The 14,183-nt window shown below is 70.6% G+C and carries 12 protein-coding genes; 9 read left to right on the plus strand and 3 right to left on the minus strand.

Annotated elements, in window-relative coordinates; genetic code table 11:
• Positions 1–10 precede the first annotated feature (10 nt).
• The 4 genes from ACTHMF_RS16005 to ACTHMF_RS16020 are packed head-to-tail and all read left to right on the plus strand — an operon-like array spanning position 11 to position 5,209.
• Positions 11–982 carry an AAA family ATPase gene (locus ACTHMF_RS16005; protein WP_314147940.1) on the plus strand — a complete coding sequence of 324 codons (972 nt, stop codon included), beginning with the start codon at positions 11–13 and terminating at the stop codon, positions 980–982.
• Positions 979–2,322, plus strand: a complete 1,344-nt coding sequence (locus ACTHMF_RS16010; protein ID WP_440318964.1) for a DUF58 domain-containing protein — start codon at positions 979–981, stop codon at positions 2,320–2,322. Before ACTHMF_RS16005 ends, ACTHMF_RS16010 begins: the two co-directional genes overlap by 4 nt.
• A complete protein-coding gene (locus ACTHMF_RS16015; protein ID WP_440318966.1) occupies positions 2,319–4,628 on the plus strand; it encodes a transglutaminaseTgpA domain-containing protein in 2,310 nt (769 codons plus the stop codon). Before ACTHMF_RS16010 ends, ACTHMF_RS16015 begins: the two co-directional genes overlap by 4 nt.
• A complete protein-coding gene (locus ACTHMF_RS16020; RefSeq protein WP_440318968.1) occupies positions 4,625–5,209 on the plus strand; it encodes a zinc-ribbon domain-containing protein in 585 nt (194 codons plus the stop codon). The genes ACTHMF_RS16015 and ACTHMF_RS16020 overlap by 4 nt, the downstream gene beginning before the upstream one ends.
• A gap of 222 nt (positions 5,210–5,431) precedes the next feature.
• Here ACTHMF_RS16020 and ald read toward each other — a convergent pair whose 3' ends face one another.
• Complete coding sequence (gene ald, locus ACTHMF_RS16025) at positions 5,432–6,547, minus strand: alanine dehydrogenase (protein ID WP_314147944.1); 1,116 nt, start codon at positions 6,545–6,547, stop codon at positions 5,432–5,434.
• Positions 6,548–6,904: 357 nt separating this feature from the next.
• On the opposite strand from ald, the gene ACTHMF_RS16030 reads away from it, so the two are divergent.
• Genes ACTHMF_RS16030 through ACTHMF_RS16045 form a run of 4 tightly spaced genes read left to right on the plus strand, consistent with a single transcriptional unit; the run spans position 6,905 to position 11,038 of the window.
• On the plus strand, positions 6,905–8,119 hold the full coding sequence (locus ACTHMF_RS16030) for an ABC transporter substrate-binding protein (protein WP_440318970.1): 1,215 nt from the start codon (positions 6,905–6,907) through the stop codon (positions 8,117–8,119).
• On the plus strand, positions 8,119–9,315 hold the full coding sequence (locus ACTHMF_RS16035; RefSeq protein WP_440318972.1) for an ABC transporter ATP-binding protein: 1,197 nt from the start codon (positions 8,119–8,121) through the stop codon (positions 9,313–9,315). The genes ACTHMF_RS16030 and ACTHMF_RS16035 overlap by 1 nt, the downstream gene beginning before the upstream one ends.
• Positions 9,315–10,235 carry an ABC transporter permease gene (locus ACTHMF_RS16040; RefSeq protein ID WP_314147948.1) on the plus strand — a complete coding sequence of 307 codons (921 nt, stop codon included), beginning with the start codon at positions 9,315–9,317 and terminating at the stop codon, positions 10,233–10,235. Before ACTHMF_RS16035 ends, ACTHMF_RS16040 begins: the two co-directional genes overlap by 1 nt.
• A complete protein-coding gene (locus tag ACTHMF_RS16045) occupies positions 10,232–11,038 on the plus strand; it encodes an ABC transporter permease (protein ID WP_314147949.1) in 807 nt (268 codons plus the stop codon). Before ACTHMF_RS16040 ends, ACTHMF_RS16045 begins: the two co-directional genes overlap by 4 nt.
• A gap of 94 nt (positions 11,039–11,132) precedes the next feature.
• Here ACTHMF_RS16045 and ACTHMF_RS16050 read toward each other — a convergent pair whose 3' ends face one another.
• On the minus strand, positions 11,133–12,122 hold the full coding sequence (locus ACTHMF_RS16050) for an asparaginase (RefSeq protein WP_440318974.1): 990 nt from the start codon (positions 12,120–12,122) through the stop codon (positions 11,133–11,135).
• A gap of 11 nt (positions 12,123–12,133) precedes the next feature.
• Positions 12,134–13,489, minus strand: coding sequence for a 4-aminobutyrate--2-oxoglutarate transaminase (gabT, locus tag ACTHMF_RS16055; RefSeq protein WP_440318975.1), 1,356 nt, complete (start codon positions 13,487–13,489; stop codon positions 12,134–12,136).
• A gap of 37 nt (positions 13,490–13,526) precedes the next feature.
• On the opposite strand from gabT, the gene ACTHMF_RS16060 reads away from it, so the two are divergent.
• Complete coding sequence (locus ACTHMF_RS16060; protein ID WP_440318977.1) at positions 13,527–14,000, plus strand: OsmC family protein; 474 nt, start codon at positions 13,527–13,529, stop codon at positions 13,998–14,000.
• The last annotated feature ends 183 nt before the right edge of the window (positions 14,001–14,183 follow it).

Here is a 14,183-nt window from a genome sequence, read left to right on the forward strand (position 1 = left end):
AGGCAGCACAATGACGATGACCCCCGAGCAGGCCGAATGGTTCTCCGGCGTGTTCGAGCGGCTCGTGCAGAACATCGACCGCGTCCTGCTCGGGAAGACCCACGTCATCCGGCTCGCCCTGACCGCCCTGTTCAGCGAGGGGCACCTGCTGCTCGAGGACTACCCGGGGACGGGCAAGACCTCGCTCGCCCGCGCGATGGCGGAGAGCGTGCGGGGCACCACCAACCGCGTGCAGTTCACGCCCGACCTGCTTCCCGGTGACATCACCGGCGTCAACATCTACGACCAGCGCACCAACACCTTCGAGTTCCACCGCGGCCCGGTGTTCGCGAACATCGTGCTCGCGGACGAGATCAACCGGGCGTCCCCGAAGACCCAGTCGGCGCTCCTGGAGGTCATGGAGGAGCAGCAGGTGACCGTGGACGGCGTCCGGCACTCCGTCGGCACCCCGTTCATGGTCATCGCGACCCAGAACCCCATCGAGCAGGCGGGGACCTACCGGCTCCCGGAGGCGCAGCTGGACCGGTTCCTGATGAAGGCGTCGATCGGCTACCCGGACCACGAGGCGACCCTGCGCATCCTGGAGGGCTCGGAGCGCCGGGCGCACGAGGTCATCGTGCCGGAGGTGATCTCCGCCGCGACCGTCGTGGAGATGGCGAGCATGGCGCGCGGCGTCCACGTGGACCCGACGATCAACGACTACGTCTCGCGGCTGGTGGACGCCAGCCGCACGGCGGACGAGATCCGGCTCGGCGTGAGCGTGCGCGGCGCCCTCGCCCTCGTGCGCGCCGCGAAGACGCTCGCCGCCTCGTCCGGCCGCTACTACGTGACACCGGACGACGTGAAGGCGCTGGCCGAGCCGGTGCTGGCCCACCGGCTCGTGCTCGACCCGGAGGCCGAGTTCGAGGGCGTGACCACCTCCAGCGTGATCGGCCAGTTGCTGATCGAGGTCCCGCCGCCCAGCGATCGGGCCGCCGTGTGAGCACCACGATCGGCCGCACCCAGACCGAGCTCACCAACGCGCGGGCGCGGATCGTCGGCGAGCGGGAGGGGATGCTCGCGGACGCGATCGTCTGGATCGTCCGCACCGCATCCAGCTTCGGCCGCGCCGTCGCGGGCGTTGCGACGCGCGTCGGCGGCGTGATCACGCCGCTCGGCTGGTCGGTCGCGCTGTTCGCCGTCCTCGCGCTGGCCGCCGGGTACGGCTTCGGCTGGACGGAGGCGGTCGTCGCCGGCTGGACCGCGGTCGCGCTGCTGCTCATCGCATCGCTCTACCTGGCCGGGCGGATCGGCTTCGACGTCGGGCTGTCGCTGCCCACCAACCGCGTCGTCGTCGGCGACCGCGCACCGGGCGAGGTGACCGTGCGGAACCCCGGCAGGCGACGGCTCGCCGGCGCGCGCGTCGAGGTGCCGGTCGGAGCGGGTCTCGCCTCGTTCGCCTCGCCGTCGCTCGCCGGCGGCGAGGAGCACTCCGACGTCTTCGTCGTGCCGACCAGCAGGCGCGGCATCGTCCCGATCGGCCCGGTTCGCACCGTGCGCGCCGACCCGGTGGGGCTGCTGCGCCGCGAGCTGGTCTGGGCGGACTCGCTCGACCTGTTCGTGCACCCGCGCACCATCGCCATCCCGAGCATGAGCACCGGCTTCGTCCGCGACCTGGAGGGCGCCCCGACGCGCGACCTCACCGCGAGCGACGTCGCCTTCCACGCGCTGCGCGAGTACATGCCGGGCGACGAGCGCCGCAACATCCACTGGAAGAGCACCGCGAAGACCGGCAGCTACATGGTGCGCCAGTTCGAGGAGACCCGGCGCAGCCACCTGCTGGTCGCGCTCAGCCTGGCCGCGGCGGACTACGCGACCGAGGAGGAGTTCGAGCTCGCGGTGAGCGCGACCGGCTCGCTCGGCGTCCGGGCGATGCTGGACTCGCGCACGGTCTCGGTGGTCGCGAGTGCGGCGACGCCCGAGTTCGCCAAGCGCATGGTGCTCGGCGTCCGCCGGCTGAGCACGGTCGGCCGCGGGCGGCTGCTCGACGACCTGGCCGGAGTGGAGGTCGCGGACTCGATGCTGCGGCTGCCCGAGCTGGCGCAGGTGGCCGCGGAGGACGCGGCCGGCATCTCCATCGCCTTCCTGATCTGCGGTTCGACGACGACGGCGGCGCAGCTGCGGGCCGCCGCCGCGCACTTCCCGCTCGGCGTCGACGTCGTCGCGATCGTGTGCGACGAGGGCGCCGTCCCGTCGATGCGCAGGGTCTCCGACCTGAGCGTGCTCACGATCGGCTACCTGGAGGACCTCCAGCGCAGCCTGGCGAAGCGGCTCGCGACATGATCGGGCGGCTTCCCTGGCGCAGCGCCGCGATCGACGTGGCGTTCGCGATCGTGGCGACCGCCCTGGCGGCGTGGTCGTTCTGGCCCGTGTACCAATCGGGGGAGTTCGTCACGATGCTCGTCGTGACGCTCCTGCTCGGCACCGCGGTCGCGGTCGTCGCCGCGCTGTTCCGCTGGCCGAGCATCGTCGTCGCCGGGCTGATCGCCCTCGTCTACCTCGTCGCGGGCGTACAGCTCGCGGTGCCGAGCCAGGCGACGGCGGGCGGGATGCTGCCGACCGGCCCTGGCTTCGTCCAGCTGGTGCAGGCGACCTGGCTGAGCTGGAAGCAGCTCGTCACGATCTCCGTGCCCGTCGGCGGCTACCAGGCGCTGCTGGTGCCTCCGTACATCCTGGTGCTGCTGGCGGTCGTGGTCACCGTCTCGATCGCGCTGCGCTCCCGCGTGCCGGAGTTCGCCGCGCTTCCGCCGGTCCTGCTCCTGGTGGCCGGGATCCTGCTCGGCTCGTCGGTGGCGGCGGTGCCGCTCTGGCAGGTGCTCGGCCTCCTCGCGCTGCTGCTGGCCTGGCAGATCCGGCTGCGGCTGCGCAGGCGCGCCGCGGCGGTGCGCACCTTGCGCGAGCAGAGCGGCCTCACGGTGGAGACGCGCCGGGAGCGGCGCTCGACCGCCGCGCTGACCGGCGTCGGCGCGGCCGTGATGCTCGCGGGCGCCGCCGTCGTCGGCATCGGCGCGTCCGTGCTTGTGCCGCCCGCGAGCGACAGGCAGGTGGTGCGGACCGCGGTCGAGCAGCCCTTCGACCCGCGCGCCTACCCGAGCCCGCTCAGCGGCTTCCGCGCCTACCTGCAACCCCAGAAGGCGGACCGGCCGATGCTCAGCGTCGCCGGGCTCCCCGCCGACCGGCGACTGCGCATCGCGACGCTCGACACCTACGACGGCGTCGCGTACACGGTCGGCAGCGCCGCCGTGAACAGCGCGTCCGGCGCGTTCACGCGCGTGCCGTACCGGCTCGACCAGTCCGGCGTGCTCGGTTCGCCCGCGACGGTCACCGTCACCGTCCGCGACTACCGCGGGCCGTGGATCCCCGGCACCGGGCAGCTGGAGCAGCTCACCTTCATCGGCAAGGACGCCGCGCGGCTGACCGGCGCCTTCTTCTACAACGACGTCACCGGGACAGCCGCGGTCACCGCGTCGCTGCGCTCCGGTGACAGCTACACCGCCGATTCGGTCGAGAAGCCGCTGCTCACCGCCGATCAGCTGCGGAAGGTCCAGCCGGGGTCGGACTCGGTGCCGCGGCCCACCGTCGTCCCCGACGAGCTGCAGTCCACCCTGCAGCGCTACACCGCCGGCGTGAACGGCGCCGGCGCCAAGCTCGCCGCGGCGCTGAAGGGCATCGCGGCCGACGGCTACATCAGCCACGGCGTCGGGCCGGACGAGCCGGCGAGCCGCTCCGGCCACGGCGCCGACCGGATCACGGAACTGCTCACCGACATCCCGATGCTCGGCGACCAGGAGCAGTACGCGGTGACGGCGGCGCTGATGGCCAGGCAGCTCGGGTTCCCCGCGCGGGTCGTCGTCGGCTTCGAGGCGCCCCAGGACGCCGCGGGAGTGGTCACGTTCACCGGGTCGGACATCTCCGCGTGGATCGAGGTGCAGACGACGACGGGCTGGGTGAGCGTCGACCCGACGCCCCCGGTCCGTCCGGTGCCGCCCAAGCAGCCGAACCAGCCGACCGAGATCTCGCGCCCGCAGACCAACGTGCAGCCGCCGGTGGACGACACGCCGCAGCAGAACCAGGAGCCGCCGCAGGCCCAGGTCGACTCGACCAACCCGAAGCCGCCGAACCCCGTCCTGGAGACGCTGCTCGGCATCCTGGTCGCGGTGGGCTGGACGCTGCTGATCCTCGCGATCCTGGCGTCGCCGTTCCTGGCCGTCATCGCGGCGAAGTGGCGACGGCGGGCGCTGCGCAGGTCCGCGGGGACCTCGATCGACCGGATCGTGGGTGGCTGGCGCGAGTTCGCCGACGCCGCCGTCGATCACGGCTTCGATCCTCCGCCCTCCGCGACCCGGCTCGAGTTCGCCGCGACCATCGGCGGCAACCGCGCGGCGGCGCTCGCGCGCGTCGCCGACCGCGCCGTGTTCAGCCCGCTCCCGCCGACGCCGGAGGAGGCCGACTCGGTCTGGAGGGCCGTCGACGAGCTGCGCGGGCAGCTCGACAAGCGCGACACGCGCTGGAAGCGGCTGCGAGCGGCGGTCTCGCTGCGTTCCCTCGGATACCGTGGAGGGAGCGGAGAAAGGAAGAGCAAGCGATGACGTGCCGGGTGTGCGGGGCCGAGCTGGCCGAGGGGACGCTGTTCTGCGGCAAGTGCGGGAGTTCGGTGACGGCCTCCCGGGTGCGACCGCCCGAGGTCGCGGATCCGCGGCCCTCCGACACCTCCATCGTCGAACGGCTCCCGAAGCCCGCGATCGCCGGGCGGTTCCCCGCCGCGGACGAACTGGACGAGGACGGCCTTCCCGCGACGCAGGCGATGCCGGTCGTGCCGATCGAGACAGCGGCCCCGCTGCCGCGCCGCAGCTACACCCTCAGTTTCTCGACGGGCGAGACCGTCGAGGTCCTCGGCAGCGGACTGGTCGGCCGTCGCCCGATCACGCAGCCCGGCGAGCACGTCGACCAGCTCGTCGTCGTCTCCGACCCGGCCCGCAGCGTCTCCAAGACGCACCTCGAGTTCGGGCTGGAGGGCGACGACCTGTGGATCTGCGACCGCTACTCCGGCAACGGGACGGTCGCGCGCCCGCTCGGCGACGTCGCCCGGCAGTGCGAGGCGGGGCGCCGCTACCGCGTGACCCGCGGAACGCGCGTCGAGATCGGCGACCAGTGGTTCGACGTCAGCTGACGTCCACGTGCTCGCCGTCGGCAGCGCTGAAGGGAGGATTCCGGGTCGGTTCTTGCCCCAGAGTCCTCCTGTCGTGTCAATCCGGGCCTGCGAGCGCATCTTTTCCTCCCTTTCGTGCGCCGTCGCAAAGTGAGGTGTTTCGCGCCCGGCCGGCCCGAGACGAGCGAAAGGGAGGAGTTCAGGGCTGATTCAGCCCTGAACTCCTCCCTTTCGGAGCGCGGGTCAGGCCAGCGCGTCGGCGACCGCGACGGCGTCCAGGCCGTGCGCCTCGGCCACGCCGGCGTTGGTGACGGCGCCCGCGTGCACGTTCAGGCCGAGGGCCAGCGACGCGTCGGCGCGCAGCGCCTCCTGCCAGCCGCGGTTCGCGATCGAGCGCGCGTAGGGGAGCGTCGCGTTGGTGAGGGCGTACGTGGAGGTGTGCGGCACGGCGCCCGGCATGTTCGCCACGCAGTAGAACAGCGACTGGTGGACCGTGAAGGTCGGGTCGGCGTGCGTGGTCGGGTGCGAGTCGGCGAAGCAGCCGCCCTGGTCCACCGCGATGTCGACGAGCACGCTGCCCGCCTTCATGCGCGACACCAGCTCGTTGCTGACGAGCTTCGGCGCCTTCGCGCCGGGGACCAGCACCGAGCCGATGACGAGATCGGAGGCGATGACCGCCTTCTCGATCTCGAAGCTGTTCGAGGCGATGGTCTTGATCCGCCCGGCGTACAGCGCGTCGAGCTCGCGCAGCCGCTGGATGTTCGTGTCCAGCACGGTGACTTCCGCGCCGAGTCCGACTGCGACCGAGATCGCGTTGGTGCCGGCGACGCCGCCGCCGAGGACGGTGACGACGGCGGGGTGGGTGCCCGGCACACCGGGGACGAGCAGCCCAGGCCCGCCGTTCGGCTTGAGCATGGTGTTGGCGCCGACGATCGGCGCGAGCCGTCCGGCGACCTCGCTCATCGGGGCCAGCAGCGGCAGCGCGCGCGTCGGCAGCTGGACGGTCTCGTACGCGATCGCGGTGACGCCCGCGTCGATGAGCGCGCGCGTGAGCGCCTCGTCCGCGGCCAGGTGCAGGTAGGTGAAGAGCACCAGCCCCTCGCGGAAGTACCCGTACTCGCTCTCGATCGGCTCCTTGACCTTCAGGATCAGGTCGCCCGCTGCCCACGTGGCTGCGGCGTCCGGCAGGATGGTGGCTCCGGCGTTCGCGTAGAACTCGTCGGGGATGGAGGAGCCGACGCCGGCTCCCGTCTCCACGAAGACCTCGTGTCCTGCGCCGACCAGGTCGTGCACTCCAGCCGGGGTGATCGCCACCCGGAACTCGTTGTTCTTGATCTCGCGGGGGATCGCGACCTTCATGAGGCTCCTCACACTTCGACGTGATGTTCGATCTCACCTTAGCGGGCGCGACGGACGATTTCGATAGGAATCCGCAGAAGATCGTGCTGATTCCGTAAATTCTGTGTCGAACCAGCGTGGATATCGTCAGTTCGTCTTGCCGCGCCACCGCGCCACCGCCGGCGGCTGCGGTTTCCCCTGTCAAAGCGGGGGAGCGGCACTGATTCCGTTTCGATTGTGTTTCAGAATCGCCGTTTTGCGCTTTCATGCGTGCGTATGGCCACGGGAGTGTGCCAGTATCGACCCACCGCAGAGCACACTGGAGTGCCCGGCGGGACGTCGATTCGCAGACGCGTTCCATCCCGAAGGAGAACCGCAGTGAAGTCCAGGCCCCTCCCGCACGACCCGATGATCCGCCAGCTGGTGCAGTCCGCCCGAGCGTCTCAGCTCACGCGGCGCGGCCTGCTCGCCGGCGCAGGAGCGGGAGCCGCCGCTCTCGCCCTCGCCGCCTGTTCCACCGGAGGGGCGTCGAGCAAGCCCACCGCCGCCAAGGATCAGTCGGCGTCCGACAAGACCATGACGTGGGCCAACTGGCAGGCCTACCTCGACCAGGACGACAAGGGCAACTACCCGACGCTCCAGGCGTTCGAGAAGCAGACCGGCATCAAGGTGAAGTACGACGTCGCCGTCGACGACAACAACACCTACTACGCCAAGGTGAAGGACCAGCTCGCGCTCGGCAAGGACATCGGCGCCGACACCGTCTGCCTCACGGACTGGATGATCGCCCGCTGGATCCGGCTCGGCTACGTGCAGCCGTTCGACGAGTCGGCCATCCCGAACAAGAAGAACCTCGTCGCCAGCCTGGTCGACGTGGACTTCGACAAGGGCAGGAAGAAGTCGCTGCCCTGGCAGAGCGGCTTCGCCGGCATCTGCTGGAACAAGGAGAAGCTGCCGAACGGCCTGAAGTCGATCGACGACCTCTGGAAGCCCGACCTCAAGGGCAAGGTCGGCGTCCTCAGCGAGATGCGCGACACGATGGGTCTACTGATGCTGCAGCAGGGCGTCGACATCTCCAAGGACTTCAGCGACGCCGACTACGAGAAGGCGATCGAGACGCTCACCAAGCAGGTGAACGACGGCCAGATCCGCAACATCAAGGGCAACTCCTACCTGAATGACCTCAAGTCGGGCGACACCCTCGCCGCGATCTGCTGGTCGGGCGACATCACCCAGCTGAACGCTGAGGCCGGCGACAACTGGCAGTTCGCCATCCCGGAGGCCGGCGGCACGCTGTGGAGCGACAACTTCGTCATCCCGATCGGCTCGCCGCGGAAGGCGAACGCCGAGAAGCTGATCGACTACTACTACCAGCCGGAGGTCGCGGCCGAGGTCGCCGCGTGGGTGAACTACATCACCCCGGTGCAGGGCGCCAAGGAGGCTGCGGTCAAGATCGACCCGGCGCTCGCGGACAACCAGCTGATCTTCCCGGACCAGGACACGCTCTCCCAGGTGCACATCTTCCGCACGCTCACGCCGGCGGAGGAGCAGAAGTACCAGGCCTCGTTCCAGAAGGTCATCCTGGGGGCCTGATGCCGAAGGGAGTCTTCGCCGAGTCCGGCGCCGATCTGCAGCTGGTCGGCATCACCAAGCGCTTCCCCGGGTTCACCGCCATCGAGCGGCTGGACCTGACCATCCCCGCCGGCTCGTTCTTCGCCCTCCTCGGGCCGAGCGGCTGCGGCAAGACCACGACGCTGCGCCTGGTCGCCGGGCTCGAGGAGCCGACGGAGGGGTCCATCCTCATCGGCGGCCAGGACGTCACCAAGACCAAGCCGTTCCAGCGGCCGGTCAACACCGTCTTCCAGAGCTACGCGCTGTTCCCGCACATGACGATCCTCGAGAACGTCGCGTTCGGCCTGCGCAGGCGCAGGATCGGCGATCCGATCGCGAAGGCGCACGAGGCGCTGCGCCTGGTGGAGCTGGACCACCTGGCCGCCCGCCGGCCCGCCCAGCTCTCCGGCGGTCAGCAGCAGCGCGTCGCCCTCGCCAGGGCCGTGGTCAACCGCCCGGCGCTGCTGCTGCTGGACGAGCCGCTCGGAGCGCTCGACCTCAAGCTGCGCCGGCAGATGCAGCTGGAGCTGAAGTCCATCCAGACCGAGGTCGGCCTCACCTTCGTGCACGTCACGCACGACCAGGAGGAGGCCATGACGATGGCGGACACCGTCGCCGTCATGAACCACGGCCGCATCGAGCAGATGGGCGCCCCCGAGGTGCTCTACGAGCTGCCGTCGACCGTGTTCGTCGCCAACTTCCTCGGCCAGTCGAACCTGTTCGCCGGTCCGGTAGTCGACTCCGGCGAGACCATCGGCGTCGAGGTCGGGGGACACCGGGTGCGGGTGCCGCACTCGCGCGCGCAGCGCGAGTCCGGGCGGGTGACCGTCGGCGTGCGTCCGGAGAAGCTGAGCCTGCACGCCGCGGAGTCCGCGGTGCCGGCCGGAGCGAACGCGCTCGGACCGGGACGCGTGACCGACGTGTCGTTCAGCGGCGTGAGCACGCAGTACCTCGTCGACATCCCCGGCGTCGGGACGGTGATCGTGTTCGCGCAGAACATGAGCAGCGGTCCCGTCGCGGCCCTCGGCGCCCAGGTGTGGGTGTCCTGGGACGCCGACCACACCTTCGTGCTCGCGGACGAGCCGCCAGCGGACGGCCGTTTCGTCGACGACACCGACACCCGGGCGGTCGCGGCGCAGGCGAAGGAGCGGATGCTCTCCGAGCTGGAGGAGGCGTAATGGCGATCGCCGCCTTCACGGGCGCGCCGCCGACGCAGGATCAGGAACCCGCGGTCCGCCGCAAGAGCGGGATCGCGCTGGTCCTGCTGCTGCCCGGCGTGCTGTACCTGGTGCTGTTCTTCCTGACGCCCCTGATCTCGCTCATCATCACGTCGTTCCAGGCCCCGGTGCCGGACGGCGACATCGGCCAGTACCAGGCCGCGTTCCAGTGGAGCAACTACACCGACTCCATCGCCGAGTACTGGCCGCAGATCATCCGCTCGTTCGTCTACGCGCTCATCGCGACGGCGGCCGCGCTGGTGATCAGCTACCCGCTCGCGTACTTCATCGGCGTGAAGATGCGCGGCCGGGCGGTGCTGCAGAACCTGCTGATGACCCTGGTGATCGCGCCGTTCTTCATCAGCTTCCTGCTGCGGACCCTCGCCTGGAAGTCCATCCTGAGCGACGACGCCTGGGTCGCCAGCACCCTGAAGGCGCTGTCGATCCTGCCGCCGGACGCGCACATCACGGGCACGCCGTTCTCGGTCATCTTCGGTCTCACCTACAACTTCATCCCGTTCATGACCCTCCCGCTCTACTCGACGCTGGAGCGGCTGGATGTGCGGCTGCTGGAGGCGGGCCAGGACCTGTATGCGAACGCGTGGACGACCTTCCGCAAGGTGACCGTTCCGCTGTCGATGCCCGGCATCGTCTCCGGGACACTGCTGACGTTCATCCCGGCGGCCGGCGACTACATCAACGCCTCCCAGGACTTCCTGGGCGCCGCGGACACCTCGATGATGGGCAACGTCATCGAGTCGAACTTCCTGGTGCTGCAGAACTACCCGGCCGCGGCGTCGATGTCGGTCATTCTGATGGCCGTCATCCTCGTCATCGTCGGCGTGTACGTGCGGCGGAGCGGGACGGAGGACCTGCTGTGAGACGGTTCCGCTTCCAGGGCCTCGGCCTCAAGGTCTACGCGTTCCTCGCGCTCGCGTTCCTGCTCATCCCGATCGTCTACACGTTCGTGTTCTCGTTCAACGCGGCGATCAAGAACAACATCGCCTGGCGCGGGTTCACGCTGCACAACTGGACGAACGTGTGCGACGCGGTCGGCATCTGCGACGCGTTCATGGCGAGCATCATCATCGGCATCATCTCGACCGTGATCGCCACCGTGCTCGGCACGATGATCGCGATCGCGCTGATGCGCTACCGGTTCCGGTTCCGCTCGCAGACCAGCCTGCTGCTGTTCCTGCCGATGGCGAGCCCGGAGGTCGTGCTCGGCGCGGGCCTGGCGGCGCAGTTCCTCAGCCTGGGGGTGAACAAGGGCTTCGGGACGATCATCATCGCGCACGTGATGTTCTGCATCAGCTTCGTCGTGGTGACGGTGAAGGCGCGCGTCGCCTCGCTCGATCCGGCGCTGGAGGAGGCGGGGCGCGACCTGTACGGGTCGCCGAACGCGGTGTTCTGGCGGATCACGTTCCCGCTGCTGCTGCCGGGCATCCTGTCGGCCGCCCTGCTGTCGTTCTCGCTGAGCTTCGACGACTTCATCATCACGAACTTCAACGCAGGAGCCGTGACCACGTTCCCGATGTACATCTACATCGCGGCGTCGCGCGGCATCCCCGCGCAGGCGAACGTCATCGCCTCCGCGGTGTTCATCCTGACGATCCTCGTGGTGCTGATCTCGCAGCTGACCGCCGCGGCCCGCGCCAAGCGCCTCGCCCGCGCGACGCAGTGACGCCCCTCGCCGTCCGTCCCGGAGTCCTTCACGCAACACGCCGTGCGGCGCGGGCAGCGACTCCGGGACGGTGGGCGGGGAAGGCGCGAAGAGGCTAGACGGTCGCGCGGATCTCGCCGACCGGCTCGCCGCGGCCGAGGACGGCGAGATCGAGCTTCGGGGCGACCTCGGCGACCGCCGAGCGGTCGATCGCGCCGGCATCCGCGAGCAGGGAGAGCGCGACGATCGTCGCGGCGCGCAGGCTGCCGTCGAGCATCTTGAGCGTGACGGTCGTCCCGTTGGGCGCGGCCATCACCATGACGCCCTCGGCGCCGCCCTTGGCGAAGACCCCCAGCTCGTCGATGACGACCGTGTTCGCTCGGCCGGGGCCGTCGATCGCCCAGCCGTCGGCCAGCACCGCGTTCTTGAGGATGGCCGCGTTGCGGAACAGCGCGAACGGGGACGCGTCGGACGCCGTGGCGATGCGCTGGATGCCGCGTGCGAGTGCGAGCAGCGACATCGCGTGCACCGGGGCGCCGCAGCCGTCGACGCCGGTCGCGACGACCTTCTCGCCGGTGAGGCGTTCGACCGTGTCCCGGATGTGGTGCTGCAGCGGATGCTGCGGGTCCAGGTAGCTCTCCAGCGGCCAGCCGTTCACGCGGCAGGCCAGCAGCATCGCTGCGTGCTTGCCGGAGCAGTTCATGAAGACGGGAGCCTTCTGCGAACCCTCCCGGATGGCCTCGTCGCGCGCGGCGGAGTCGAGCGGCCAGTCCGCGGGGCAGCGCAGCGCGTCCTCGCCGAGCTGGGCCTGCGCGAGCAGCTTCCTGACCACGGAGAGGTGCGCGGGCGTCCCGGCGTGGCTCGCGGTGGCCAGCACGGCGCTCGCGCCCTCCAGCGGGACCCCGGCGCCCATGATCGCGACCGCCTGGAACGGTTTCATGGTCGAGCGCGGGAAGATCGGCGCCTCGGGCGCGCCGAGCGAGCGGACGACGTCGCCGTCCGGCCCGAGCACGACGGCGGAGCCCACGTGCCGCGACTCGACGAAACCGCTGCGCTCGACGACGGCGAGCTCGACCGCCTCGGCTCCCGTGAAGACCTGGGGCATCGCGTCCCCGCTCACAGGGCGGCGAAGGCGTCGTCGAGCACCGAGATGGCGTCGGCGATCAGTGCGTCGGAGACGGCGAGGCTCGGCAGGAAGCGGAGCACGTTGCCGTAGGTCCCGGCGTTCAGGAACAGGATGCCTTGCTGCGCGGCGTAGGCGACGATCGCGTTGACCGCCTCCGGGTTCGGCTCCTTGGTGGTGGACCCGGTGCCCGGCTTGACGAGCTCGATGGCGACCATCGCGCCGATCCCGCGCACGTCGCCGATCACGTCGTACTTCTCCTGCAGCTTCACGAGCGCGGGCTTGAGCGCGTTCTCGATGCGGGCGCCCTCGGCGAGCAGGTCGTTCGCCTCGATCTCCTCGAAGACCGCGACGGCCGCCGCGGCCGCGACCGGGTTGCCGCCGAAGGTGCCGCCGAGGCCGCCCGGCTGGGCGGAGTCCATGATCTCGGCGCGCCCGGTGACCGCGGCCAGCGGCAGGCCGCCCGCGATGCCCTTCGCGCTGAGAACCATGTCCGGAACGACGCCGAAGTGCTCGCTCGCGTAGTACGCGCCGGTGCGCGCCATGCCCGACTGGATCTCGTCGGCGATGAAGACGACGCCGTTGGCGGTGCACCACTCCTGCAGCGCGGCGAGGTAGCCGTCGGCAGGCACGATGAAGCCGCCCTCGCCCTGGATGGGCTCGGCGACGAGGCAGGCGAGGTCGGAGGCGCCGATGACCTTCTCCAGGTAGGCGATCGTACGCGCCGCCGCCTCCTGGCCGGTCAGGCCGTCCCGGTACGGGTAGGAGTTCGGGGCGTGGTAGACATCGCCGGCGAACGGGCCGAAGCCGGTGGCGTACGGCATGGCCTTGTAGTTCATGGCCATCGTGAGGTTGGTGCGGCCGTGGTAGGCGTGGTCGAGCACGGCGACCGCGCGGCGGCCGGTGTGCTTGCGGGCGATCTTGACGCCGTTCTCCACGGCCTCCGCGCCCGAGTTGACGAGCACGGTCTTCTTCGCGTGGTCGCCGGGCGTGTGCTCGGCGAGCAGCTCGGCGACGCGGACGTACTCCTCGTACGGCGTGATGGTGAAAAGCGTGTGGATGACGTCCTGCAGCTGGTCGGCGGCGGCCGCGACGACGGCGGTCTCGGTGTGGCCGATGGTGGTCACGCCGATGCCGGCGCCGAAGTCCACGAACTGGTTGCCGTCGACGTCCACCAGGATGGCGCCGTTGGCGCGGGCGATGTAGACGGGCAGCGCGGAGGAGACACCCGTCGGGACGACGGCGAGGCGGCGCTGGTGCAGCTCCTGGGACTTGGGCCCGGGGACGGCGGTGACGATGCGGCGTTCTTGCGCCACGGTGAAGACGGGCGCGCTCAGGGTCTCAGTCATGATGAGTCGAGCTTAGCCCGGGTGGCAGAATCGGACCATGAAGCTCGAGCACCGATACGCCGTCGACCTGGAGTGGACGGGCAACCGCGGCACCGGCACCAGCGGCTACAAGGACTACGGCCGCGACCACACCGTGAGCGCCGAGGGCAAGCACCCGGTGGAGGGATCCGCCGACCGGACGTTCTTCGGCGACCGCGACCGCTGGAACCCCGAGGAGCTCCTGCTCGCCGCGCTCGCGCAGTGCCACATGCTCAGCTACCTGGCCGAGGCCGCGCGCGCGGGCGTCGTGGTCGTCGGCTACACGGACGCCGCCACCGGTGTGATGGAGCAGACGGCCGACGGCGGCGGCCACTTCACCTCCGCGACCCTCCGGCCCCGGGTGACCATCGCCGACCCCGCGCAGGCGGAGCTGGCGATGTCCCTGCACCACCCGGCGGCGGAGAAGTGCTTCATCGCGGCGAGCGTGAACTTCCCGGTTGGTCACGAGCCGGAGCTGCTCACGCTCGTCTGAGTCGCAAGTGGCTGAGTCTCAGGCGGCGAGGCTCAGGCGCAGCCGAGCCGCGGAGCGGTCGAGGGAGGCGGGGTGGGCGCGGACGCGGCGGCCTGGGCCGGCTCCGCGCTGGCCCAGCGGTGGATCGCGGCCACCCAGCGCTCGTCGCGCGTGAGCGGGCGCGGCTGGACGGTGCCGGAGTCG

It is taken from the genome of Leifsonia sp. (assembly GCF_051955155.1).
Taxonomy (GTDB): domain Bacteria; phylum Actinomycetota; class Actinomycetes; order Actinomycetales; family Microbacteriaceae; genus Leifsonia.